The organism is Pontiella sulfatireligans, assembly GCF_900890705.1.
Lineage (GTDB): Bacteria > Verrucomicrobiota > Kiritimatiellia > Kiritimatiellales > Pontiellaceae > Pontiella > Pontiella sulfatireligans.
Window position 1 is genome coordinate 3,194,667 of record NZ_CAAHFH010000001.1, and the last position, 24,463, is coordinate 3,219,129.

The 24,463-nt window shown below is 57.0% G+C and carries 25 protein-coding genes and 2 pseudogenes; 15 read left to right on the top strand and 12 right to left on the bottom strand.

Annotation, left to right across the window (positions count from 1 at the left end; genetic code table 11):
* Positions 1-10: 10 nt before the first annotated feature.
* The 3 genes from SCARR_RS11155 to SCARR_RS11165 are packed head-to-tail and all read left to right on the top strand — an operon-like array spanning position 11 to position 2,298.
* A complete protein-coding gene (locus tag SCARR_RS11155; RefSeq protein WP_136061658.1) occupies positions 11-685 on the top strand; it encodes a winged helix-turn-helix domain-containing protein in 675 nt (224 codons plus the stop codon).
* On the top strand, positions 666-2,072 hold the full coding sequence (locus tag SCARR_RS11160; protein ID WP_168433244.1) for a HAMP domain-containing sensor histidine kinase: 1,407 nt from the start codon (positions 666-668) through the stop codon (positions 2,070-2,072). The genes SCARR_RS11155 and SCARR_RS11160 overlap by 20 nt, the downstream gene beginning before the upstream one ends.
* A gap of 19 nt (positions 2,073-2,091) precedes the next feature.
* Entirely contained in the window at positions 2,092-2,298 is a 207-nt protein-coding gene (locus tag SCARR_RS11165; RefSeq protein ID WP_136061660.1) for a hypothetical protein, read from the top strand.
* Between the two features lie 1,046 nt (positions 2,299-3,344).
* Here the strand turns inward: SCARR_RS11165 and SCARR_RS11170 are convergent.
* From SCARR_RS11170 to SCARR_RS11215, 10 genes and pseudogenes are all read right to left on the bottom strand, one after another.
* Positions 3,345-3,650: a helix-turn-helix domain-containing protein gene (locus SCARR_RS11170; protein WP_136061661.1), complete on the bottom strand. Its 306-nt coding sequence runs from the start codon at positions 3,648-3,650 to the stop codon at positions 3,345-3,347.
* A pseudogene (locus tag SCARR_RS29265) lies at positions 3,647-3,979 on the bottom strand (type II toxin-antitoxin system RelE/ParE family toxin); the annotation flags it as partial. The gene SCARR_RS11170 and the pseudogene SCARR_RS29265, both read right to left, overlap by 4 nt.
* Before the next feature lie 225 nt (positions 3,980-4,204).
* Positions 4,205-4,468, bottom strand: coding sequence for a YggT family protein (locus tag SCARR_RS11180; RefSeq protein ID WP_136061662.1), 264 nt, complete (start codon positions 4,466-4,468; stop codon positions 4,205-4,207).
* A 14-nt stretch (positions 4,469-4,482) separates the two neighbouring features.
* On the bottom strand, positions 4,483-4,887 hold the full coding sequence (locus SCARR_RS11185; RefSeq protein ID WP_136061663.1) for an Hsp20/alpha crystallin family protein: 405 nt from the start codon (positions 4,885-4,887) through the stop codon (positions 4,483-4,485).
* A gap of 73 nt (positions 4,888-4,960) precedes the next feature.
* Complete coding sequence (locus tag SCARR_RS11190; protein WP_136061664.1) at positions 4,961-5,323, bottom strand: Hsp20/alpha crystallin family protein; 363 nt, start codon at positions 5,321-5,323, stop codon at positions 4,961-4,963.
* Positions 5,324-5,508: 185 nt separating this feature from the next.
* Positions 5,509-5,694, bottom strand: coding sequence for a hypothetical protein (locus SCARR_RS11195; RefSeq protein WP_136061665.1), 186 nt, complete (start codon positions 5,692-5,694; stop codon positions 5,509-5,511).
* The gene (locus SCARR_RS28600) at positions 5,654-7,321 is read right to left on the bottom strand and encodes an ADP-ribosylglycohydrolase family protein (protein ID WP_222846265.1); all 1,668 of its coding nucleotides are present in this window, start codon (positions 7,319-7,321) and stop codon (positions 5,654-5,656) included. Before SCARR_RS28600 ends, SCARR_RS11195 begins: the two co-directional genes overlap by 41 nt.
* A gap of 175 nt (positions 7,322-7,496) precedes the next feature.
* On the bottom strand, positions 7,497-9,530 hold the full coding sequence (locus tag SCARR_RS11205) for a glutamine synthetase III family protein (RefSeq protein WP_222846266.1): 2,034 nt from the start codon (positions 9,528-9,530) through the stop codon (positions 7,497-7,499).
* 291 nt (positions 9,531-9,821) lie between these two features.
* Complete coding sequence (gene lpxD, locus SCARR_RS11210; RefSeq protein WP_136061666.1) at positions 9,822-10,850, bottom strand: UDP-3-O-(3-hydroxymyristoyl)glucosamine N-acyltransferase; 1,029 nt, start codon at positions 10,848-10,850, stop codon at positions 9,822-9,824.
* Positions 10,851-10,853: 3 nt separating this feature from the next.
* A complete protein-coding gene (locus SCARR_RS11215) occupies positions 10,854-11,459 on the bottom strand; it encodes an OmpH family outer membrane protein (protein ID WP_168433245.1) in 606 nt (201 codons plus the stop codon).
* 215 nt (positions 11,460-11,674) lie between these two features.
* Between SCARR_RS11215 and ilvC the strand changes: the two genes are divergently transcribed.
* The 4 genes from ilvC to rpiB all read left to right on the top strand — a co-directional run bounded on the left by ilvC (position 11,675) and on the right by rpiB (position 15,698).
* Entirely contained in the window at positions 11,675-12,775 is a 1,101-nt protein-coding gene (gene ilvC, locus SCARR_RS11220) for a ketol-acid reductoisomerase (RefSeq protein ID WP_136061668.1), read from the top strand.
* Between the two features lie 93 nt (positions 12,776-12,868).
* The gene (locus SCARR_RS11225; protein WP_136061669.1) at positions 12,869-13,489 is read left to right on the top strand and encodes an L-threonylcarbamoyladenylate synthase; all 621 of its coding nucleotides are present in this window, start codon (positions 12,869-12,871) and stop codon (positions 13,487-13,489) included.
* Between the two features lie 55 nt (positions 13,490-13,544).
* Positions 13,545-14,003, top strand: a complete 459-nt coding sequence (locus SCARR_RS11230; RefSeq protein WP_136061670.1) for a low molecular weight protein arginine phosphatase — start codon at positions 13,545-13,547, stop codon at positions 14,001-14,003.
* 15 nt (positions 14,004-14,018) lie between these two features.
* Positions 14,019-15,698 carry a ribose 5-phosphate isomerase B gene (gene rpiB / locus SCARR_RS11235; RefSeq protein WP_136061671.1) on the top strand — a complete coding sequence of 560 codons (1,680 nt, stop codon included), beginning with the start codon at positions 14,019-14,021 and terminating at the stop codon, positions 15,696-15,698.
* A gap of 83 nt (positions 15,699-15,781) precedes the next feature.
* Here the strand turns inward: rpiB and SCARR_RS11240 are convergent, their stop codons facing one another.
* Positions 15,782-16,297: a LysM peptidoglycan-binding domain-containing protein gene (locus tag SCARR_RS11240; RefSeq protein ID WP_222846267.1), complete on the bottom strand. Its 516-nt coding sequence runs from the start codon at positions 16,295-16,297 to the stop codon at positions 15,782-15,784.
* A gap of 150 nt (positions 16,298-16,447) precedes the next feature.
* Complete coding sequence (gene sppA / locus SCARR_RS11245) at positions 16,448-17,434, bottom strand: signal peptide peptidase SppA (protein ID WP_136061673.1); 987 nt, start codon at positions 17,432-17,434, stop codon at positions 16,448-16,450.
* A 131-nt stretch (positions 17,435-17,565) separates the two neighbouring features.
* Between sppA and SCARR_RS11250 the strand changes: the two genes are divergently transcribed.
* The 8 genes and pseudogenes from SCARR_RS11250 to SCARR_RS11280 all read left to right on the top strand — a co-directional run bounded on the left by SCARR_RS11250 (position 17,566) and on the right by SCARR_RS11280 (position 24,463).
* Positions 17,566-18,537, top strand: a complete 972-nt coding sequence (locus tag SCARR_RS11250; protein ID WP_222846268.1) for a KpsF/GutQ family sugar-phosphate isomerase — start codon at positions 17,566-17,568, stop codon at positions 18,535-18,537.
* A gap of 149 nt (positions 18,538-18,686) precedes the next feature.
* Complete coding sequence (locus tag SCARR_RS11255) at positions 18,687-20,363, top strand: peptidylprolyl isomerase (protein WP_136061675.1); 1,677 nt, start codon at positions 18,687-18,689, stop codon at positions 20,361-20,363.
* A gap of 16 nt (positions 20,364-20,379) precedes the next feature.
* Positions 20,380-20,784: an FxsA family protein gene (locus SCARR_RS11260; protein ID WP_136061676.1), complete on the top strand. Its 405-nt coding sequence runs from the start codon at positions 20,380-20,382 to the stop codon at positions 20,782-20,784.
* Between the two features lie 110 nt (positions 20,785-20,894).
* Positions 20,895-22,316, top strand: a complete 1,422-nt coding sequence (locus SCARR_RS11265; RefSeq protein ID WP_136061677.1) for a UbiA family prenyltransferase — start codon at positions 20,895-20,897, stop codon at positions 22,314-22,316.
* 133 nt (positions 22,317-22,449) lie between these two features.
* The gene (locus tag SCARR_RS11270; protein WP_136061678.1) at positions 22,450-23,364 is read left to right on the top strand and encodes a PfkB family carbohydrate kinase; all 915 of its coding nucleotides are present in this window, start codon (positions 22,450-22,452) and stop codon (positions 23,362-23,364) included.
* A 185-nt stretch (positions 23,365-23,549) separates the two neighbouring features.
* Positions 23,550-23,792 (top strand): annotated as a pseudogene (locus SCARR_RS29515) (chemotaxis protein CheB); the annotation flags it as partial.
* Positions 23,793-23,844: 52 nt separating this feature from the next.
* Positions 23,845-23,988, top strand: a complete 144-nt coding sequence (locus SCARR_RS29520) for a chemotaxis protein CheB (RefSeq protein ID WP_407984809.1) — start codon at positions 23,845-23,847, stop codon at positions 23,986-23,988.
* Entirely contained in the window at positions 23,966-24,463 is a 498-nt protein-coding gene (locus SCARR_RS11280) for a hypothetical protein (RefSeq protein WP_246044435.1), read from the top strand. Before SCARR_RS29520 ends, SCARR_RS11280 begins: the two co-directional genes overlap by 23 nt.

Sequence of the window (24,463 nt, forward strand, 5' to 3'; positions counted from 1 at the left end):
GGAGCTGCCCATGCGCATTTTGATTATTGAAGACGACCGAAAGATCGCCTCGTTCCTCAAAAAAGGATTCAAGGAAGTGGGCTATGCCGCCGATGTCGCCGAGGATGGCGAAAACGGGCTGACCATGGTTCGCCAAGGCATCTACGACGCCATCGTGGCCGACCTCATGCTGCCGAAGCTCGATGGCCTCGGGATGATCGAACGCGTGCGGGCCGAGGGAATCGAGACCCCGGTCATCATCCTGAGCGCCAAACGTTCGGTGGACGACCGCATCCGCGGCCTGCAGGCGGGCGGCGACGACTATATGGTGAAACCCTTTTCCTTTTCGGAACTGCTGGTTCGCATCCAGACCCTGCTGCGTCGTTCGCAACGCACCCCGCAGGCAACCGTGCTGGAGGCCGCCGACCTCCGGCTGAACCTGACCAACCGCGCGGTCGAGCGTGGCAATGAACCCATCGAACTGCAGCCGCGCGAGTTTGCCCTGCTCGAATACTTCATGCGCAATCCGGGGCGCGTGGTCACCAAAACCGCCATCCTCGAACACGTCTACGACTACAGCTTCGACCCCCAGACCAACGTGGTCGATGTGCTCGTCTGCCGCCTGCGCAACCGCATCGACAAGCAGTTTGATCGAAAGCTCATCCACACCGTGCGCGGAGTCGGCTATGTCCTCAAGACCGACTGATTCCGTACACATGGCCTTCAGCTTCCGGCTGGCGCTGCTCTACACCGCGTTTCTCACGCTTTCCTTTGTCGTGCTTATTTCGGTCACCTATCAACTCGTCAACCGCTTGGTTCAGACGCGTGACCGGGATCTCATCGAAGCGCAGGCGCTCCAGTTCAAAGCGCTTTTTTCACAAGGCGGCGTCTCGGCGATCGAAAATTATTTCAGCCAGCAAATCAACCCGGCCGACCGGGTCTTTGTCCGCATCGTGGACCACTGGAACCAGGTTCGGTTCATCACCGCCTCGCATCCGCTGTGGGCCTTGCTCGACGAGAAAGTGCAGAAGCACCACCTCGCCACCAACGAATCCCGCTGGAACGAGCTCGCCCGCGAAGAATCGGAAGGCAGCTGGATCGTCGGCTCCATTCCGCTGGATGCCGGCTACTATCTCCAAGTCGGACGAAGCAATACGGAAAGCCGGCTGGTCCTGGCCCATTTCCGGCGCATGAGCCTGCGCATTCTCCTGCCCGCCCTGCTGTTGAGCCTGTTGGGCGGCTGGCTGGCCGCCCGCAGTGCGCTTGCCCCGTTGCGGGCGCTCGTCCAGACCATCCGGACCATCCTCGAAACCGGCGACTTGCGGCAGCGCGTTCCCTCCCATGCCCAGCGCGGCGAACTTGGCGCGCTCAGCACCATGTTCAACCGCATTCTCGACAAAAACGAAATGCTCGTCCAAGGCTCGAAAGACACCCTCGACAACGTGGCCCACGACCTGCGCACGCCGATGACCCACCTGCGCAATTCCGCCGAACGCGCCCTGCAGCCGCCCCAACCCGATCCGCGCATCCAGCGCGAAGCCCTGGCCGACTGCATGGAGGAATCCGAACGCATTCTGCAAATGCTCAACCTCCTGATGGATCTGGCCGAAGCCCAAACCGGCGGCATGGAACTGCACCTCGAAACCATCACCCTGCGCGAACTCGCCGACGAGGTCATCGAACTCTACTCCATCGTCGCCGAGGACCGCGGCATTGCCCTGAAGAACGAGGTGCCAACCTACCTGACGGTGCAGGCCGACCGCATGCGGCTGCGGCAAAGCATCGGCAATCTGGTGGACAATGCCCTCAAATACAGTCCAGAGCAAAGCGAGGTGGCGCTGCTGGGAAGTTCGAACGAAACCACGGTGGCCCTTGCCGTCCGCGACCACGGGTGCGGCATCGCGGAAGAGGATTTGCCGCGCATCTGGGACCGACTCTACCGCGCAGAGCGCAGCCGCGCCACCCCCGGCCTCGGCCTCGGCCTCAGCATGGTCTGGGCCATCGTCGAAGCCCACGGCGGAACCCTGGATGTGCAAAGCCTCGCGGGCGAGGGTTCCACCTTCCGCATCCATCTTCCGAGGAAAAAAAACTGAAGCCAATCAGGAATAGACTATGGATGCAGGAACAAAAATACTCATTGCCACGCTGCTCGGCGCGATTGGCATGGGCTACATCGTGTATGGCCGAAAACAATTCAAAGGCTCGGCCCTCGTGGCGGGGATCGTTCTGTGCGTCTATCCCTATTTTGTGCCGAACCTGCTATTGCTTATTGTGGCGGGACTGGCCGTCATGGCGGCCCCTTTTTTCATCCATGATTAGCTGCCCGCCGGCTTCCTTGGCTATCGCAGTCGCATGCTGGAGGGACGACCTCCGTGTCGTCCTGCGTACCGATCGGCCCTCCAAGCTTCCAATCCTTGGAATATTTCCAGAACGTGGAACATCAGCCCCAAACCTCGCCGTTTCCGCCGCATCGGCAACAGCCCGGCGAGCAGAACTGTTTTCATAGCTGAAACCTCTTGCTTCGTAGTTCCCTCAAAGCGGAGCGGAGAGGGTCTCGGCTTTTGAATATTCCCGCCGCTTCGCTCCGGGAACACTACAAAGACCTTCCTCCGGGCAGCGCCGTGGTCTGACCCATCCTGCGTACGCCGTTATCGCAGACAAAGCATCCTGCTTCGTTAGCGCACGGTCGGACGCCGCCCCCCGTATTGCAAATGCTCGAGCAACGCCCTCTCCTCATCCATAACGTGGCTGGAAACACGCGTCTACGATACCCGCACCTGACCGTTCACCAGCATCGGCAACAGCCAGTCGCGCAAGGCAGTGAGCTGCAGGGTTTCCTTAATCACAATACTCTTTCGTTTCTCAAAAAATTGGTTCTTCGTGGAATTTTGTGGTGGAGAAATCGGAGAAATCTTTTTGACGGGATAACAGGATGAACCGGATCAAATCCTGTATATCAGCAGGAGAATGGCTTTTAATGTGTTTCCTTACAATGACTTGCCCGTATCGCCAGGAGGGATTGAAGGGGGAATTGGAAGGTCGACAGGATAGAGCGGCCTTCATAGTAGAGTCATCCCGATGATCCTGTTATCCGGTCGAAAACCTACGTTCTCCATAAAAATTAACGGAGAGCCAAAAAATTTCATCAAATCGGCAAATGGAGCAACGACCTCATCCGGCGGAATTTCGGCAGCATAATTTTCTGCGCCGCTAAAGATCAGCCCTAAGATGTTTGTTCCGCTACAAAATCCAGCCACGTATTTATGAAAGTGGTCGGTGTTGAAAAGGCGATGAAGATAGAACTTCAACGATTCATCAGCGTGAGCACCGTGTTGGCTTATTCGGCAAATTTTTCCTGCGCTTTTCTACACAAGCACCTCAATGCCCTTGCGCTCCACGAGATCGAGCAGCTTCTTGGAAGCACCTGCGGGCTTTTTCGTCCCCCGCTCCCACTTCTGGACTGTGGAGGGGCTGATATTCAAGACGGCGGCAAGCGCGGCCTGGCTGAGATGGTTTGCCTTGCGGATGGAAATGATTTTCTCCGGGGGATATTCATGAACATCGGGAAGGCAGAGGGAGTTGATGTTCTTCATGGTAATTTCATCGACGACTCCGCTTTTGTTCAAGTCGGATACGGTTTCAGTAATGGATTTTGCGATTGAGCTTCTCATGGTGCGACCTCCTTAAAGTCTCCGTTTTCTATCGCTGTTTCAATCTGTTTCTCGGTCAGGGCTGTGAGTATTCCCGCAAATTCCTTCAATGCCAACAGCTCCTTCGCTGAGAGATTGTCCTTTTCGTTCTTGGCAAAGCCGTGGATGAAAATGGCTCGTTTCCCTTTTTTGCAGCAAACGATGGTTCTGCCGCTTCCGCTCTTGCCCCGGCCCCTGAAGCGAATCCTCTTTTTGTAGAGGTGTCCGCCGAGGGCGGCATCAAACGTCCCGCTTTTCAGCTCGTTCAGAGCGGTTGCCAGTTCGCCGGAATATATCGGCTGCCTGGAAACCCACTTGCTGAATCATCGGGTCATTAAATCTTTCATGCCCCACTTATAGCACTAGGTGCTATATTTTTCAATTCAGGGATGAGCCGGAAGGCGCTTGTTTAGCCCCGATCAACAGCGAGCCAACAAAGTAGAACCGTGCCTCCAGCCTGTCTGCTCCTGCCTTGCCTCCCCATTGTGGACAGGCTGGAAGCACGGTCCTATTTGAGAAAACACGATTCCGTCCACCTATCCAAAAATCGCGAAAACCAAGCAGCGCAACAACCCCAGGCCGATCCACAGGATGATCGGGCTTAAATCGATGGCGGTTCCGCCGAATACCGGCGCGCGTATCCACCGGCGCATTGGGGCAAGCACGGGCTCGTAGGCGCAGGCCAGCCACCGCCGCAGGGCATAGGCCGCCGGATGCAGTATCCACGAACAGAGCACGTAGACAATCAAACCGAATTCGTACAGCCCCAAAACAGAATCAAGAAATCGTAATAGAGACATGGCATGTCCTCCCACTAGTTTCCTCCAGCTTCGATTTCAATCTTTCGGGGTTTGGCCTGCTCGGCCTTGGGCAGCTCGATGTCGAGCACGCCGTTGCGCAGCCTTGCCTTGATCTTGTCGCGGTCGATGAGCTGCGGCACGTTGAACTTGCGGCGGAACACGCCGGTCTCGTATTCACCGGCGAGCAGATCAACGCCGCCGGGCTTGGCGGCGGACTGCGTTCCGGTGATCTCCAGCTCGGTGTTGTCGAGCCGGATATCGACTTGGTCCTGCGCCACGCCGGGCATGTCGCAACGGACGAGGATGGCATCTTCCTTTTCATAGATGTCGGTGGCCGGCACAAACACCTTGGCGTCGCGGGTCAGCTCGGCATCGCTGCGTTCCACCTTTTCGAGAGCTTTGTCTTTATGGTCTTTCATGATGCACCTCCTTAGGCTGTCTTGATTTCAATGCGCTTGGGTTTGGTGGCTTCCTGCCGCGGCAGGGTGACTGTCATTCATACTTGGCCGCCACTTGGTCGTTTTCGACCGCAAACGGGAGGCGCACCGTGCGCACGAATTTTCCTGCATCGCGCTCGCTGCGGTGGCAGACGGCATCCTCCGCCGGCTTGTCGCCCTTGCGCTCGCCTTTGATCGTGAGCTGGTTGTTGACCACGCTCAGGTCGATGTCTTCGGTTTCCAATCCGGGCAGCTCGGCCGCGACGACCACGCTGTCGGCATTGCCCCACACGTTGAGTGCCGGGAAGCGGGACATGGCGGCTCCGCTATCGTATCCGTCGAACAGACGGTTCATTTCCCGTTGAAGGCCACGAAGCTCTTCGAACGGGCTCCATGCTCTTGAGTCAGTCCAGTACATAATCTGCACTCCTTTCGTTTCCACTCCCGCGACCACCGCGGAAGGGCGCCCAATGGCTTCAACTCCCTATAAACAAAAAATATGCCAACCGTGAGGCTGGCATATTTCTTAGAAAAACCGCGTTTATCAGAATAATCCGCCTCGGCATGTGTGAAAAAATGACACACCCAATCGGCAGACCTGTGTCAAAATTTTCCACCCGGCGTGCGCCGCAGCAGTTCACGATCGAGATGCCGGAACGCAGCAGCAGAAAAAGCGAACAGGCAATCCCCACGAGAAGTGAGCCTCAGGTGCTCAGCATAGAAATTGACAAAACTATTGATAACAAGATCATTCCAGGCTTCGGCCTGCTGAATCAGTTCTGCTCGCATAGAGCCCCCTTGCCAATTCAGCGATAAGACCAGCATGGGAAATTCGTTCTCGCCAGGATGCGGGGATTCCCTCAAGCCCATAATATGCGCCGGCGATCTGCCCGTAGATTGCCGCGGTGGTGTCTGCATCATTTCCGAGATTAACTCCCGCCTCAAACGTCGATGACTTGTGGAACGCCCACAGTGCAGCTTCAAGCGATTTCACAACATAACCGGAGCCGACGATGTCAGGAGGCTCTTTGCGCTTAAAAGAACCACTGGCAATATCAAATATTTCAGCGCATAGGGGCATGTGGCTCCAGAGGCCGTCGACCGGGGTGTATTGGGAAGAAAGCAGTTCCTCTTTTGAAGCCCCTTGAACGGCTCCAACGATGAGCCCGCCAAAGTACCGGCAGGCATCTAGACATGTGGCGGCTCCATGGGTTGTTCTTGAGCTTTCCGCGCTCATCTGAACTGCCTGTTCAGGATTTGATGCAAAAAACAGAGGTGCGGGGGCAAGACGCATCAGGCTGCCGTTGCCCGCCGCGTTGGGAGAAACAGAACCAGCAAACGGATCACCCGTTCGAAGGAACCGCCCCAGCGCCCTGGAAACCGTAGTCCCTATGTCAAAACATATGCCGTTGCTGCTGAGGTAACCCTCGTCCCGCCAGCGCACATAGCGCTCCATCTGGTCGCGGGCATCGAAACCGCGGCATGCGACCAGACTGTCCGCAAGGCAAAGCGCCATGGAAGTATCATCGGTCCATTGTCCCGGTTCCAAGCAGAACGGGCCGCCTCCCACCATATCCACGACAGGCGAAAAACTGCCGGGCGGCTTGAACTCAATGAAATCCTGCTTCTTGCTTCCGATTCTTCCTTCGCTACCGATATTCTCGTCTCTATAGAAATAGCCGCTTCCTACCAGCCAGAATACCTTGTCCGCATGGTAAGGCGAAACATTCGCATTGTTTGCCAAGCGGATGATCGCCTTGAACAACTGATAGTCATCAGCTTGGTCGTCACAGAGCCTCAACGCTTTAAAAATATCGCGCAAGTGAACATCGGGCTTGGGGAAATTGACATATCCGATTTCTTTAAGGAAGTCGCAGGAAAGGGCAAATCCGAATCCGGCGATCTCCCGACTGAGCAGCATGGCAAGGCTGGCACGGGCTCTATCGTCCCGATCAAAGAAATCGGCCCACTGGAAAAAGTCCTGCGCAGAGTCGAACTGATCAAAAAACGCCGCGCCCGAGCTTATGGTTTGGCAGTATCGGGGCCAGATACTCCTCGGCGTACGCCGAATCTGCCCCCGAGGCTTGAGGGTGGCCACAATCTCATCCAGCATCGCCTCGCAGTCACCGCCATATTTACTTATTACGGCTGCAGAGTCGAAGTCCTCCAGAACGGCAGCCAGCTTATCAACGCCGCCAATGGATCCACCGATGACTCCCGCCTTCATGTTTGCGTTCTGGGCGGATAGTAAAAGGCGCTCATAAAGAGCCGGCATAGTGCATGACGCACTACCCGCTGCTACCGGATTCAAATATTTTTCAACGAGCGTTTCTGTTACGCCACTGATCCCAAGGCTCGGCAAATAGTCCCTTGCCAGCCTGTATGCCTGTCGGTCTATCCCTGCGATTGTTTTCATATTATTCCGATCCTAGCCAAGAGATCGGCGGCGCCACCGCTATCCATAACCGCATCATATTCATGGCACCTCCTCGTTCCCAAAACAGAATACGGATGCTGGAACATGAGCCCTTGCCGGACAAGCAAAAAGGCCCCGCATGAAGCGGGGCCTTTCGTTGATCCGTCCGGGTCGGTTAGACGAGGAGCAGTTCAGCGTAGCTGGGCATCGGCCACAGGTCAGCCGGAACGATGGCTTCCAGCGCATCAACCGACGCACGGAGTTCGTTCATGGCGGCAATCTGGTCGGCCGGCTTTTCAGCAGCATCCAGTTTGGCAATGCCGGCAATCGCAGCTTCGGTCAGGCTAGACATTTCAGCGCAGATACCTGCAGCGGCCGGAACAACGGAGTATTCGGTGATGGCTGTTACCGCGGCCGGAACAATCATCGTCCTCGCGATATCCAATGCAGTGGCCGCTTCGATTCCAATGAGGGTTTCATAGGTTTCTTCGTAGATGTTGAAGCGCGACTCCAGCTCTTCGTTGGTCAGTACGTTGTACTTCGCAAACAAATCCTTGGCCTTCTGCGTCTGCAGCGCCGGCAGTGCATCCTCGGTGGTGACGAGGTTCGGCAGGCCGCGCTTGGCTGCTTCTTCCAGCCATTCGTCGGTGTAGCCATCGCCATTGAAGAGGATGCGCTTGTGTTCTTTGATGACGGCTGCGAGAACATCCTGCAGGGCAGCGTTGAATTCTTTTCCCCCGGCAACCGCGGTTTCCACTTCGGTGCAGATGTAGTCGAACGCTTCAGCAACGATTGTGTTCAGTACGATGTTGGCACCGGCCGGGCTCTGGTTGGAACCAACGGCACGGAACTCGAAGCGGTTGCCGACAAACGCGAACGGTGAAGTACGGTTGCGGTCGGTGTTGCCACGCGGCAGATTCGGCAGCAAGTCAACGCCGAGGTGGATATGCCCGCCGTCTTTGGAGCTGTCCGCTCCTCCGGCTTCGATCTGCTCAACGATGTCGGTAAGCTGTTCGCCTAGGAAGACCGAAACAACGGCAGGCGGTGCTTCGTTGGCACCCAAACGATGATCGTTTCCGGCGGTTGCAACCGAAGCGCGGAGCAGGTCGGCATGAGTGTCGACCGCTTTCATCAGCGCAACCACGATGGTCATGAACTTGGCATTTTCGTGCGGGTTGTCGCCCGGCTTCAGCCAGTTCTTTCCGTCCGGACCGGAGATGGACCAGTTGTTATGCTTACCGGAACCGTTCACTGCGGCAAAAGGCTTTTCGTGCAGGAGGCAGGCAAAGCCATGCTTCTCGGCGGTAACCGCCAACACTTCCATGATGATCATGTTGTGGTCGACGGCAATGTTCAGCGTTTCGAAGACCGGAGCAAGCTCGAACTGTCCAGGGCATACTTCGTTATGACGGGTCTTGGCCGGAACAGCATACTGCCAGAGCACGGCGTCGAGCTCACCCATGAAGGCGGCAACGCGCGGCTTGATGGCGCCGAAGTAGTGGTCGTCGAGCTGCTGGTGTTTGCTTGCGCCTTTTCCGAAAAGGGTACGGCCAGTGCGCAGAATGTCGGGGCGTTCAGCAACGAGGTCGAGGTCGATCAGAAAGTATTCCTGCTCACCGCCAAGGGTTGCCTGAGCCATAGTGTCGCCGCAATCAATGCCGAAGAGCTTGCCGAGACGAATCGTCTGGTCCGACAGTACCTTCATGGAGCGGAGCAGCGGGGTCTTTTTGTCGAGGGCTTCACCGTTGTAGCCGCAGAATACGGTCGGAATGCAAAGCGTGGCCGCATTAACGGAATCGTATTTGATGAAGGCTGGGCTGGATGGATCCCAACCGGTGTAACCACGGGCTTCGAAGGTGGCGCGCAGACCGCCGGACGGGAATGAAGAAGCGTCGGGCTCACCTTGAATGAGTTCGCTTCCGGAAAACCCGGTAATTACTCCACCCTTGAAATCAGGAAAAATGAAAGAGTCGTGTTTTTCTGCAGTAGAACCGGTGAGGGGTTGGAACCAGTGTGTGTAGTGCGTTGCACCCTTTTCCATGGCCCAAACCATCATTGCTTCTGCCACTTCATCAGCAACGCTGGCTTCCAGTGAGGAGCCTGTTCCGATGGTTTTCTTTAACGAGGCGAAAGTTGGAGCCGACAACCGTTGTTCCATGACCGGCAGACCAAATACAAGTTCGCCAAACCCTTCGATAGTATTCTTCATCTTATCTCCTTAATAATTAATTGTCGCCGAAACCGGCGAAAACGCACCCTACTCTAAACAGATCCGGCTTCCAAAATGGAATTACCGGTTCAACTAAATTCACTTGCCTTAAGCGAAGAAGCCACTCTTTAAGCACGCTCTATACCAAGGGATCCACCAAAATTCAAAGCATTATGGTGAAACAACTTACAACAAAACACCTAACTACACCGCGCACCAGTATAATACATATATGTAACTATGGTTCCCGAAACAGATACATATATGGCATACACCAAAAGATTCCGCGAATCAGGCCTTCCGCCTGAGCAGGGCAACCTCGTCTTCGAGTTGCTTAATCTTATCCTTGAGCCTTGGAAGCGTAATGGTGTTGGCTACCATTTTCTTAAATTGCAGATGCGGCATAGCCGGCGAGCCAATCACAAAAGCGCGTTCGGGCACATCCTTCATAACGCCCGCCTGAGCGCCGACAATCGCATGGTCGCCCACCTGCAGATGGCCCGCCAGGCCGGCCTGCCCGGCTAAAATGCAGCGAGATCCAATCGTCGTACTTCCAGACACCCCCGACTGACCGCACATCACCGTATGCTCGCCAATCACCACGTTGTGGGCAATCTGCACCAGATTGTCGATCTTGGCGCCTTTGCCGATCCGGGTCTTGCCAAAGCGCGCGCGGTCGATCGCCACGTTGGCGCCAATTTCAACATCGTCCTCAATGACCACTTTGCCAATCTGCAGTATCTTGGTGCGCGATCCGTCTTCCTGCACGGCATAGCCAAAGCCATCGGATCCGACCACTGTGCCGTTATGAATGATGACCCGTCGTCCGATTTCTGTAAACTCGCGGGTGGAAACCAGAGGGTAGAGAAAGCTGTCTTCGCCAATGACCGTCTTGTAGCCCACATAGCAGTTGGCTGAAATTACAGTGTTTGCCCCAATCACCACGCCCTCTTCGATCGTGCTGTTTGCGCCGATCGACACCCCCTCGCCCAATTGCGCCGATTCCGCAACTACGGCAGAAGGATGCACGCCCGCTTTAGGTCTGGGTGGCTCTTCATAAAACCATTCGGCCACTTCGGCAAACGCCTGATCCGAATTCTCGACGCGTACCAGGGCACAGGAAGCCTCACGACCCCAATCGCCCGGAACAATAACCGCCGACGCCTTGGTCGAAGAAACCTGCGCGGCATACTTGGGATTCGCCAGAAAGCTGATATCGCCGGCGCCGGCCTCGCCCAGCCCGGCGACTGCGGAGATCTCAATATCAGCGCTGCCCTCCAGCGCACCACCAAGCTTTTCTACAATTTCCGATAGCTTCATGGCCTACTGCCCCACCTTGGTTTCCGGCTCTTTAACCAAGGTTTCCTCGCGTCCTTCGTTGAGCGACGCCAACACTTCAGCCGTGATGTCCACTTGCGGATCAATAAACAAAATCAGCTCCGTGCCGATGCGGCTTTGCGCCGAGCGGTCGGTTACGGACACGTAGTTTTTCGCTTTTGCATAATTGATGATCGCGTCGTGGATCTCGTCGAAAAGCTTTTTGGTCATGCGGGTGTTCTGCTGCTCGAGCTGCTGCATGCGAAGCTTTTCGAAATCGATCATCTCCTTCTCTTTTTTCTGGAGTTCGACCAGTTTTTCCTCGAGTTCGGAGCGTTTGTTCTCGCGCACCTCCTCGCTCAGCACCTGATCGCGCGCATCGGTGCGGAGGACGTCAATCTCCTCTTTGAAGGTTTTAACCTCCTCCTCCATATCCTTGCGTTCCATCTTGATGTCGGTCTGCTGTTGGCGGATCTGGTCCTGCGCCAGCTGGGTCTTGTAGAACCGCTTGAACACTTCCTGAAGATCAACATAAACCTGCCCCTCGGCGGCATATGCGCCGGATACTGCAAAACAAGCGGCCAAAACAAGAGCCGGAAACAACCTTTTCATAGTCCACATCCTTTCGTTCTAAGACAAGCAGATACAATACCCAACCCCTCCGGGGGTTGCAATCGAATCATCACTCTTTCCAGACGGATCCGTACGGATACCGCCGGCTTAAATGCTAATTTGCGCTTTTGCCCGTTGACCCCTGCACATGAAGCGGTTAAAAATATTGTATTCATGCAAGGGGCATGAGCAACCCAACAACTAGGAGATAAGACATGGCAGTAATCGACTTTGGCGGCGTAAAAGAAACCGTCGTAATGCGCAAAGAGTTCAGTCTGGCGAAAGCCCGCAAGGTGTTGAAAAATGAAACCATCGCCATCATTGGCTACGGCGTTCAGGGCCCGGCTCAAGCGCTCAACCTCCGCGACAACGGCTTCAACGTCATTGTCGGCCAGTCCAAAAAATTCATGAAAGACTGGAACCGCGCCAAGCGCGACGGCTTCAAGCCCGGCGAAACCCTCTTCGAAATCGAAGAAGCCGTTTCGAAGGCCACCATTGTGCAATACCTGCTCTCCGACGCCGCGCAGAAAATCTGCTGGCCCCAGATCAAACGCAACCTCAACGAAGGCGCAGCCCTCTACTTCTCGCACGGCTTCTCCATCGTTTACAGCGACCTCACCAAGATTATCGCGCCGGAAAACGTCGATGTCATCCTCGTCGCCCCCAAAGGCTCCGGCCTCAATGTCCGCCGCAACTTCCTCAGCGGCGCCGGCATCAACTCCAGCTTCGCCGTGCATCAGGACTACACCGGCCGCGCCGAAGAACGCTGCATGGCGATCGGCATCGGCATCGGCTCCGGCTACCTCTTCCCGACCACCTTCGAAAAGGAAGTCACCTCCGACCTCGTTGGCGAACGCGGCATCCTTATGGGCGCGCTGGCCGGTGTGATGGAAGCACAGTACGACGTGCTCCGCAAAAACGGCCACTCCCCGTCCGAAGCCTTCAACGAAACCGTCGAAGAGCTCACCCAGAGCCTCATCCGCTTGGTTGACGAAAACGGCATGGACTGGATGTTCGGCAACTGCTCCGCCACTGCGCAGCGCGGCGCGCTCGACTGGGCGCCTAAGTTTAAGAAGGCCACCGCGCCCGTCTTCAAAGAGCTCTACAAATCCGTCAAAAACAAAGACGAAGCCAAACGCGTACTCAAGGTCTGCGGCGCCAAGAACTACAAGGATCGCCTCGACAAAGAGCTCAAAGCCATCCACGACTCCGAAATGTGGCAGGCCGGAGCCGCCTCCCGCTCGCTCCGCCCGAAAGGCAAGCGCAAGGAAATCGCCAAAGGCACCAAAGGCGTCGGCGGCCGCGCTGAGAACTAAACCCCGATCCTAAAAACCAGAAATCCGAAAGCCCTCCGCATTGCGGAGGGTTTTCCGTTTGATTTGCCACACGTGCTCATTACTATCCTGCGAATGATTCAGACACTGCACATCGACCGCGAGAACCCTGAAGCTGCGCTGCTGGAGCAGGCGCACGCCGTGCTCGCCGATGGCGGGCTGGTGATTGTGCCGACGGAAACCGTCTACGGCATCGCTTGCGATCCGGCGGTGCCGGGCGCGATGGATAGGCTGATTGCCGCCAAGGGACGCGATGGCGACAAGCCGATTGCCCGATTGGCCGCGAACGGGGAGCAAGTACAGGCCACCGCTAAAAACTGGAACGCCGGGCTCGATGCGCTGGCAACGAAATATTGGCCCGGCCCGCTAACGATTGTGCTGGAAACCTCCGACGCTTGGACGGGCTACCGCGTGCCCGACCACGCCGTCGCCCTCGAGTTGGCCAAGCTTTGCGGGCGCACGCTGGCGCTGACGAGCGCCAATTTGAGCGGCAACCCAGACACTAAAACCGCGCAAGAGGCCATCGCCTCGGTCGAGGCCGACCTGACGCTCGACAGCGGGCCGTCGGCGGAACAGGCCATTCCAAGCACGGTCGTGAAGGTCGACGGCGAAAACATTGAATGCCTCAGGGAAGGGATAATCCCATTTACGGAAGTGGAACAGGTTTTCAAACACCAACGACACAAAGAACTCTAAGGCCAATTCTTAGTGAACTTGGTGCCTTCGTGTTTAATTTAAAGGAAGCGGAACAATGAAGAGCATACTTTTTGTCTGCACGGGAAATACATGCCGAAGCCCGATGGCGGAGGCGCTTTTCCGCCACCGGATCGGGGAGGAAGCCAACTGGAATGCCGCTTCGGCGGGAATCTATGCGGCCTCCGGGGAGCCCGCCAGCGATAACGCCATCGAGGCGCTGCGCGAGCTGGAAATCGACTTGGCGAACCATCAAAGCCAACCGCTTACGACCAACTTGGTTAAAGGTGCGGATTTGATCGTGGCCATGACCGAGTCGCACCAAAGCCATATCGTGGGTTCGTTTCCGGAGGTTGAGCATAAAGTTTTCTTGATTAAGTCGTTTGGAACGTCAAAAGTGCCGGCCGATATTTCAGATCCGTTCGGCGGATCGCTAAATACCTATGAAAGAACGCGGGATGAGATAGATCGGGCCCTTTCGGACCTGATCCTTTTTATTCGCACTGGAAAACCATAACCAGAGGAACCCATTATGAAGATTGCAATTGGCTCAGACCACGGCGGCTATACACTGAAAACCCGTCTAGTAGACCTCCTCAAGGAAAAGGGGATCACCGTTGAGGACCTTGGTTGCGACAGCACCGAATCGGTCGATTACTCCGATTATGCCGCCGCAGTGGCCGACCAGGTCTCCAACGCAGCAGTCGATCAAGGCATCATCGTCTGCACCACCGGCATCGGCATGAGCATCACCGCCAACAAGTTTCCGCGGGTGCGCGCAGCGCTCTGCATGAATGCAGACATGGCCACCATGGCCCGCCAGCATAACAATGCCAACGTGCTCTGCCTCTCTCAAAAATACACGACCGAGGCCGAAGCCGCCGAAATTCTAGACGATTGGCTCGCCGCCAAATTTGAAGGCGGGCGCCACGAGCGCCGCATCAAAAAGATCAAGGACTATGCCTGCGAATCCGCCGGCACCATCGCCGTCTACGACGCCGACCCGGAAATCCACGCCCTGCTGAAGAAGGAAGACCAGCGCCAGAAGGAAAACCTCGAGCTGATCGCCTCCGAAAACATTGTCAGCAAGGCCGTCCGCGAAGTGCAGGGCTCGCGCCTGACCAACAAATACGCCGAAGGCTATCCGGGCAAGCGCTGGTACAACGGCTGCGAGTGGGTCGATGAAGCCGAGCGCCTCGCCATCGACCGCGCCAAGGAGCTCTTCGGCGCCGAACACGCCAACGTCCAGCCCCACTCCGGCAGCGCCGCCAACATGGCGGTTTACTATGCCATGCTCAACCCCGGCGACACCATCCTGGCCATGAGCCTAGCCGAAGGCGGCCACCTCACCCACGGCCACCCGATGAACTTTTCCGGACGCTTCTTTAACATTGTCCCCTACGGCGTCGACACGGAAAGCGAGCAGATCGACTACGATCAGGTGCAAAAACTGGCCGACGAGCACAAGCCGAAAATGATCGTGGCGGGCGCCAGCGCCTACTCGCGCATCATCGACTTTAAGAAGCTGCGCAAGACCGCCGACAGCATCGGGGCCTACCTGATGGTGGATATGGCGCACATTGCCGGCCTCGTTGCTGCGGGCTGCCATCCGAATCCGGTGCCCTATGCCGAATTTGTGACGACCACCACGCACAAGACTCTGCGCGGCCCGCGCGGCGGCATGATCCTGTGTCAGGAAAAGTTTGCGGCCGACATCGACAAACAAGTGTTCCCCGGCATTCAGGGCGGACCGCTGATGCATATCATCGCCGGCAAAGCCGTCTGCTTCCACGAAGATCTCCAACCCGCGTTCAAACAGTATCAGCAGCAGATCGTCAAGAACGCCCAGGCACTCGCCGCGGCGCTCGAAGACAAAGACATCCGCCTCGTTTCGGGCGGCACCGACAACCATCTGATGCTCGTCGATCTAACGAAAACCGGCGTAACCGGAAAGGATGCGGCCACTGCGCTCGACAAGGCGGCCATCACCGTCAACAAGAACGCGATTCCGTTCGACACCAAGAGCCCGTTCGTGACCTCCGGCATCCGCGTTGGGACGCCGGCGGTGACCACCCGGGGCATGAAGGAACCGGAAATGGAAAAGATCGCCGGCTTCATCAAGCGCGCAATACGCAACTCCGGCAACGATGCCGTGCTTGCACAAATCCGCGAAGAGGTTATTGCCCTAACGGCGGAATTCCCGATTCCATAAGGATTCCTGTCACTGGAAAGCAAAAAAGCGCCCCGCATTTGCGAGGGCGCTTTTTTTGTGTCCATGGTTAAAACGCCTCGGTGTTATTGCGGGATGAAGAGCTTTTGGCCGACATAGATGCTGTCGGACTTCAGGTTGTTGGCTTTCTTGATGGCCGAGACGCTAGTGCCGTAGGCGGAGGCAATGGCCGAAAGGGTATGGCCGGACTCAACCACATGCTCCCGCCCTGCACCGCGGGCCGGCGCAGACGGCCGGGCGGCCGCCGTCTTCTTCAACAGACCTTCCACCCGGTTGATCACTTCCTGCGTCTCGCGCGCCTGTTTGGATTCGAGCGATTTCATCGAGGCGTTAAGCTGTGAAATCTGGCCGTTATAGGAACGAACTTCGTTTTGCAGCTTCTGAAGTTCCTGCATCAACCGCGCATTTTCCATTTCGATGGATTCGATCTGCCCTTGCAGCCGGTAGAATCGCTCTTCGGAATGGCGGGCTGCGGCCTGCTGGCGAACAGCGGCGTTTTGGCGCTGCTGCGGCGTTTGCAGGGTTTCGCAACCGGTGAGAGCAACGAGAGGGACGAGAACAAACCATAATTTGTGTTTCATTTTTTTATCCGCCGTTGTGAACCGCAGAATACCGAACAAGGAATCTTGAATTTCGAAGGGAACCCCCTCCTGTTCCATATTATCCCTGCTCTCCTTCCAACGCTCAGTATTTGTTATTCAATATTCGAAATTCAAGCGGCTTGGCCGCGCTCAAGGTTTCCAAAGATAAAGGAAGCGGGGGCCTTCCATAGCGGTGAAATCCGGCAGCGCCGGCAACTTCGATTCCATCAACGAGTCCCAGAAGCCACGCTTTTCGTAGTAGCGCACCATGTAGATTCCGTCTAGATCCAGCAACTCTTCAAGTGTGTCGATGGCATCCTGCAAGTAGCCCACGCCGTCGATCAGGTTGTGCTCCAGCGCCTGCGAGGCGCTGAAGACGCGACCGTCGAGCAGGTCGCGGTTTTCGAGCCCGCGGGAATTCTCAACAATGGAAGCGAAGCGTTCCTGCATACCGTCAACGAGCTCCTGCAGCATCGCCACATGCTGCGGGTTCACTTCCTTAAAGGGGTTGAGCATGTCCTTGTTTGCGCCCGAAGCGATGGTGACGGAACTCAGGCCGATCTTGTCGCCGAGCCCCTTCATGTTGAGCGTCTGCATAATGACGCCCACGGAACCGACAATGGCGGTGGGCTCGACCATGATGTAGTCGCCGGCCATGGCGGCGTAGTACGCGCCGGAAGCCCCCAGATCGCGCACGAAGACCATCACCATGCGCTCTTCGTCCTCGGACTTGAACTGTTCGAGCGAGGCGTAGATTTCGTCGCTCGGCGTCACCGCGCCACCCGGCGAGTCAACTTCAAGCAAGATCGCCTTAACGTCGGGATCGAGGGTGGCGGAGCGGATCTGCCCGAGGATGGTCTCGACCATGTCGGGCTCGGAGCCAAAGAGGCGTTCGCGGCGGCCGCGCATGATTACTCCGGCCAAATCTATGCGGACCACCTTGGTGTCGCCATAGCCGTACGACCAGATTTCCTCAAAAACAGGCTCTTCATCCACCGGATAGTCGTTGCCCGCCGCCGACGATCCGGCAAAAAGCGTTGCAACCAGCCCTATATTCGTTAAGAAACTTCCGAAAAGCATTAAAGCCAGCACTCCGATAGCAATCCAGCACCCGACTTTTGATCCATTATTCTGCATTCTTACGCTCCAATTTTCTTTAAGAGCCTCAGATCATAGAGGTTCCTCAGCATTATTTGAATAAATAAATTCCAATGGCTGGAAAAAATCAGCTACCTTCCTTCGGTCACTGCAAAAGCAAGGAGACAGCTTTGAACTATCTGCAACACGCAAGAGAAGTGCTGGACATTGAAATCGCCGGCCTTGAAAAGGTAAAAAACGAGATCGGCGAAGGCTTCGAACAAGCCGTCGAGGCCATCATGGCCACGGTCGACAACGGCGGCAAGGTCGTCGTGACCGGCGTCGGGAAAAACCTGCATATCGGCAACAAGATAGCCGCCACCTTCACCAGCACCGGAACCCCCTCGGTTTTAATGCATCCCATCGAGGCCATGCACGGCGACTTCGGCATTCTCGGCGACCGCGACATTCTGCTGGCCATGAGCTATTCCGGCGCGTCCGACGAGCTCATTGCCCTGCTCCAACCCGTGAAGCGCAAGGGCGTCAAGATCATCGCCATGACCAGCGACCCCGACAGCCCGCTGGCGCAGCACTCCGACATCATCGTATCCATCAAGGTCGAACAGGAGGCCTGCCCGTTCAACATGGCGCCGACCACCAGCACCACGGCCACCCTCGCCCTCGGCGACGCCATGGCCATGGTGCTGCTCCACGCGCGCGGCTTCCAGATCGAGGACTACGCCAAGCTCCACCCCGGAGGCGCAATCGGCCGCACCCTGCTGCTGCACGTCGACGACGTCATGCGCACCGGCGCCCGCTGCGCCACCGTCCGCACCGGCCTGCCCGTCCGCGACGCCCTTCTGGCCATGACCGGCGCAAAGTCCGGTTGCGTCGCCGTGGTCAACGAAGACAACACCCTGGCCGGCATCATGACCGACGGCGACCTGCGCCGCCACCTCATCACCTCGCCGAACCTCGTTGAACTTTCGGTTGAAGAGGTTATGACGCCCAACCCCATCACGCTCACCAAGGATGTGCTGGCACTCGAAATCCTCAACATCTACGAAAAGCACAACATCGACGACCTCATCGTGGTCGATGCCGACAACCGCGTCATCGGCGCCGTAGACATTCAGGACATGCCCAAACTTAAAATTCTTTAAGACTGCATTTTACAAGAGGCGGATAATCCGGCGCAAGGCGGACGTTTAAACCGGACGTTTAAACCCCACTTACCGATTGACCCGTTTAGGTGCAATCGGTAGTGTTCGCGCGTCTTTTTTATACACACTAGAAGGAGAGAGTACTTACCATGACCATGATGATTTCAAAGTTTCATAAGATTATTCAATCGAAGATCGTTTGGACGGCGTTTGCCATCCTGATCAGCGTAGCGTTCGTCGGCGTTTATACCGGCTCTAAAACCAACCGTCAGCAAGTGACAGACCAGCAGGCCGGCGCCGTGGCGGGCAAGCTGTTTGGCGAGGAAGTGACCCGACAGGAGTTCGGCCGGGCCTACCGCAACGTCTTCGTAATGTATTCCATGCGTTTCGGGCGCACCATCAACGTAACCGAAGAAGTCGATGAAATCATCAACCGCTCCGCATGGCAGCGCATCGCCACCCTGAAGAAGGCCGCGCAACTCGGCCTGACCGTCACGCCGAAGCAAACGGTCGACATGATCCGCAACCAGTCCATTTTCCAGAACCAAAACACCGGACAGTTCGACCAGAACGCCTACAACGCGTTCGTTACCGGCTTCCTGCCTCGCGCCGGAATGGATCCGAAATCGTTTGAAGTCATGTTCAGCGAAAACGTGCTGATTGAAAAGGCGGCCAATCTCGCTGCGCAAGGCGCTTTGGTGACGGAACAGGAAATCGTTGACCTCTTCCACCTCTACACCGATAAGCTGACCGTGGAATACGCCGCCCTCCCCCACAGTCTGGCCGATACGCCGGACGTCAACGAAGAGGATGCTAAAAACTACTACAACGCGAATCAGGAACAGTTCCGCATGCCCGAAAAGGCGATTGTGCACTATGTGCAGTACCCCGTGACGGACTACACCAACAACGTAACCATTCCGGAAGGCATGGCGACCTCTTTCTACGAAAGCAACAAGCAGCGCTACGTCAAGCCCGCCGCCCCCGGCGAAGCGGCCGGCGCCGAACCGGAATACCAGCCCTTTGAAGAAGTGGAAGCTTCGATCAACAAAATAATCATTTCCGAGCTGGCCCGCCGGGACGCCATTGCTGAAGCCGACGCACTCGTTGCCCAGCTGTCCGACGAATCCACCACCTTCGAGCAAGCCGCCGCAAAGGTTGGACGCACCATCGTTGACAACACACCGGCCTTTGGCGCCACCGACCGCGTAAAGGGCGTCGATCCGACCGCGCCGTTTGCCCGCTCCGCCTTTACGCTGGAAAAGGACAAGACCCACTATTACAGCGATCCCGTTGCCGGACGCGACACGGTCTATGTGATTTCGCTCGTGAAAAAACTCGATGCCTTCCTCCCCGACGTCGAAGTGGTTATGGCCGAAGCAATGGAATCGGCCAAGATCGCCGCCTCCGAAACCGCCTATGTTGAAAAGGCCGAAGGCCTTCATGAGGAGATTAAAGCCGCGCTCGCCGCTGGAACCTCGTTTGAGGAGGCGCTTTCTAAATACAACCTGACCACCACCAAAACGGCAGCGTTTGATGCCACGACCCCTCTCGAAAACGAGTTTGGACGCGAAATTCAGGGCGCTACCATTTCGCTGGATTCCGGCGAACTGGCCGATCTGATTTCAACCCCCGGCGACTTCCTCGTCGCCTATGTACAGGAAAAAGTGGCTGGCGACGAAGCCGCCACCCTGCCGGCCATGCGCGACGAACTGACCAACGGCATCCGCAACGAAAAAAGCGCCCGTCTGGCTGCGGCCTGGCAGGAAGCCCTGCTCAAAGAAGCCGGCTTCGAAGACCTGAGAGCCGCCGAAAGCGAATCGTAAGCCGGAGGAGATCCGAATGCCGCTGCAATACCTGATTGCGCTGTTTATCGGCCTGCCCATTGTGGAGCTGGCGATACTCATCGAGTTGCACGGCATGGTTGGATTCGGCCCCACGGTCTTGCTGGTGTTCATCACCGGCATTGCCGGCGCAGCGCTGGTGCGGCGCCAAGGCGTGGCCATCCTCTTTAAAATCCAGCAGGAAACGGCCGCGGGCAACCTGCCCGCTCCGCAAATGATGGACAGCGTCATGATTCTGGTGGCCGGCGCGCTGCTGGTTACGCCCGGACTGGTCACCGACATCACCGGCTTCCTTCTGCTCGTTCCCTTTATTCGCGAGCGCATCCGCTTCTGGCTGCGCGGCAAACTTGAGGAAAAAATCAGGCGCGGCTACATTCAGGTGAACGTGAGGCATGAAGAATGAGGAGTGAAACGTGAGGCGTGAGAGTGAAGCCCTGAACCCGCATAAGAAGAACACGGCTCAACCGTCACTTTTCACCTTCAGTCACGGCTCAATCGTCACTCATCAGTAAAATGAGTAAAAACGACTCCATCCCATTATGCGTTGACCTTGACGGCACCCTCGTCAAGCTCGACACCTTGCATCAGGCGCTCTTCCTGCTGCTGCGCCGCGAACCCGCCAGCATTTTCCGCCTGCCCGGCTGGATCGCCAAAGGCAAGGCCCACCTGAAAGACCAGGTCATGCAGCGCGTTTCGCTTGATGCGGCCGCCCTGCCCTACCACCAGGAATTCCTCGCCCACCTCCGCAGCGAACACGCCGCCGGACGTCCGCTGGTGCTGGCCACGGCCTCGAACCACCGCACAGCCGATGCCGTGGCCGAACACCTCGGCCTCTTTTCCGAAACCTTGTCCAGCTGCGCCTCGACCAACCTGCGCCACGCGCAAAAACTCGAAGCCATCCAAGCGCGCTTCCCGAAGTTTGCATACGCCGGCAACGACGCCGCCGACTTCCCGATCTGGGAGGCGGCCGAAGAGGTGATCCTAGTCAACCCAACACCGACCGCAAAAGCCAAGTATGCCGGCAAAGCCTCCCAAATCTTCATTGAAAAGCGGCCGGAGGGCCTCATGGTCATCAAGGCGATGCGCTGCAATCAATGGCTGAAGAACCTGCTGATTTTCTCACCGATGCTGCTGGCGCACAAGTTTGCCGACCTGGGCTCGCTTTGGCAGTCGGCCGTTGCCTTTCTCTCGTTCAGCCTGGCGGCCTCGTCGATCTATGTGCTCAACGACCTGTTCGACCTCAGCGCCGACCAGCACCACCCGCGCAAATGCCGCCGCCCCTTCGCCTCCGGCGATCTGCCGATCGTCTCCGGCGCCCTAATGATCCCCGTCCTGGTGGCTTTCAGCTTTGCCTTCTGCTGGTTCCTGCCCCCGGCCTTCCTGTTCGTACTGCTGGCCTACTATGCCATCACCACGGCCTACTCGTGGAGGATCAAGCAGGTGGCCGTCGCTGACGTACTGACCTTGGCCGTGCTCTTCTCAATGCGCATCGTCGCCGGCGCCGTTGCAACGTCCACCACAGCCTCGGGCTGGTTCATTGAATTTGCCATCTTCCTGTTTCTCAGTCTGGCGCTGGTCAAGCGCATGGCCGAGCTGCGCGAAATGGAAAAGGAGCCGGACAAAGAGAACCACCAGCGCGAGCGCGGCTATGTGCCCGCCGACCTGCCCCTGCTGCTGGCCTTCGGCACCGCCAGCGGCTACATCGCCGTGTTCGTCTTTACGCTGTACCTCAACAGCGACAAGGTAACCCTGCTCTACTCCCGTCCCCAGTTCCTGTGGGCCTTCTGCCCGTTGCTGCTTTATTGGATCACCCGCATCTGGCACCTCGCCTGGCGGGGCAAAATGCACGACGACCCGCTCGCCTTCGCGGCCAAAGACCCGCAGACCTATTTCGTCGGGGCGATTGCCGTCGCCGCCATGCTTTACGCCATCTAACCATAGAAAGATGAGATATGAACGATGAATGAGGAAAGCCGGTTTGCGACGCTTCTAAAGGAAGGCCAACGCCGCTTGAGTTCCATTTTCATCCCTCATAATTCATCCCTCATAATTCAAGAAAAGGACCGCCATGACCAAACCCGCCGTTGATTTAACCATCGTAGGTTCCATCGGAATCGACACCATCGAAACCCCCACCGAAAAGCGGGAGGAAATCCTCGGCGGTTCCGTCAGCTACGCCTGCGCGGCGGCCTCGTTCTTCACCCACACCGGCATGGTCGGCGTGGTCGGCACCGACTTCCCGCAGGAGTTCCGCGACACCTGGACCAACATGTCGATCGACCTCGAAGGCCTGCAGACCGTCGAAGGCAAAACCTTCCGCTGGTCCGGCGTCTATCATGAAAACATGGACAACCGCGACACCCTCTCCACCGAGCTCAACGTGTTCGAAACCTTTTCGCCCGAACTGCCGGAAGACTACCGCGAGGCGCCATATGTCTTTCTCGGCAATATCCATCCCGCCCTGCAGCTGCACGTCCTCGAACAGGTGCGCAACCCCAAATTCATCCTCATCGATACCATGGATCTGTGGATCAACATCGATAAGGAAAACCTCACCAAGGTGATCGGCAAGTGCACCATGCTCACGCTCAACGAGTCGGAGGCGGCGCTCTTTACCGGCGAGCAAACGCTCAACGCCGCCGCCAAGCAGCTGCTGAAGCTCGGCCCGGAATATGTCCTCATCAAAAAAGGAGGCAACGGCTCCATGCTCTTCACCAAGGACGACGTCTTCCTGCTGCACGCCTACCCGCTCGACCGCTTTAAAGACCCCACCGGTGCAGGCGACACCTTTGCCGGCGGCCTCATGGGCGCACTGGCCGCCTCCGGCAAAACCGACAAGGAAGCCATCCGCCAAGCGATGGTCTACGGCAGCATCACCGCCTCCTTCGGCGTCGAAGAGTTCAGCCTCGAACGCCTGCAGCAACTCGACCGCGCCGGCATCGACGCCCGCGTCGCCGAGTTCAAGGAAATGTGCCTCCTATAGGCCGGATCCAAGGGTTCTTTACGGCGCGCATTTAAAATCACATATAAGTCGTAGGTCTTGACACACCTGCCCTTATTTACGTTCATCGGTTCGTGCGACACGGGCCGTTGAAAATAAACGGGGTTGATATGTGCGCGAAAACACCAAAACCCGCATCTGGGGATGCCTCCCGCCCTTTTTTTGTGATGGGCAGCGGCTCATCGGCCCGCGGGCTGGAAGCGCTTGAAGAGTTTTTCAAATCCCTGCCGGACAACACGGGCATGGCTTTTGTGGTGGTGAGCCATCAGCACCCCGGACACGTCAACCTGCTGCCCGAACTGCTGGGGCGCTGCTCTTCCATGCCGGTGGCCGAAGACAAGGACGGCACGGCGCTGGAGCCGAACCGGGTCTACGTCAATCCGCCCGGCGCCCATTTGGGCGTAATGAACGGCCGGCTGCAGCTGCTGGAGGGGCCGCTCACCGGCCCGCCCTCGCTGCTGATTGATTTTTTTATTACGCTCGCTCGCCAGCAATCTCCGCGAACGGGCCGTCTGCATCGTGCTCTCCGGCACCGGAACGGACGGCACGTTGGGGTTTGCGGGCGATCAAGAGCGAGCTGGGCATGGCCATGGTGCAAGAGGTTGAATCGGCCCGCTTTGCCGGAATTCCAGCGAGTGCGGTGGCCAATAACTTCAAAATTCATATTGCGAAATTCAAAGACATGTGCAGAATTGACTCCGGCATGTTCAAGAAAGAATACACCTTGGAGTTTGAAGATAGAGGAAGCTACCTCTACGCCCGACTGAACGGAAAAGACAGCTTTGTCGACAGCTTGAGCTATTGGCACCAGATTGCCGACCGCGTTAAAGATCTTGGCTTTCACCGGTTGCTGGTTCACGAAAACCTAGAGGGCGAAGTCTCCGAAGGCGAAATCTACGACTTGGTCATCGATCTGAAGGACACCGACCTGCTTTCCGTCAAAATCGCCTTCTACGACGAAAACCAAGACGAAGCCGCCCTCAACGCCTTTGCCCAGCTCGTCGCCGTCAACCGCGGCGGCAACGTCAAAATCTTCCATTCCTTGGGAACCGCCCAGCGCTGGATCGAACAAGTCGGCTGA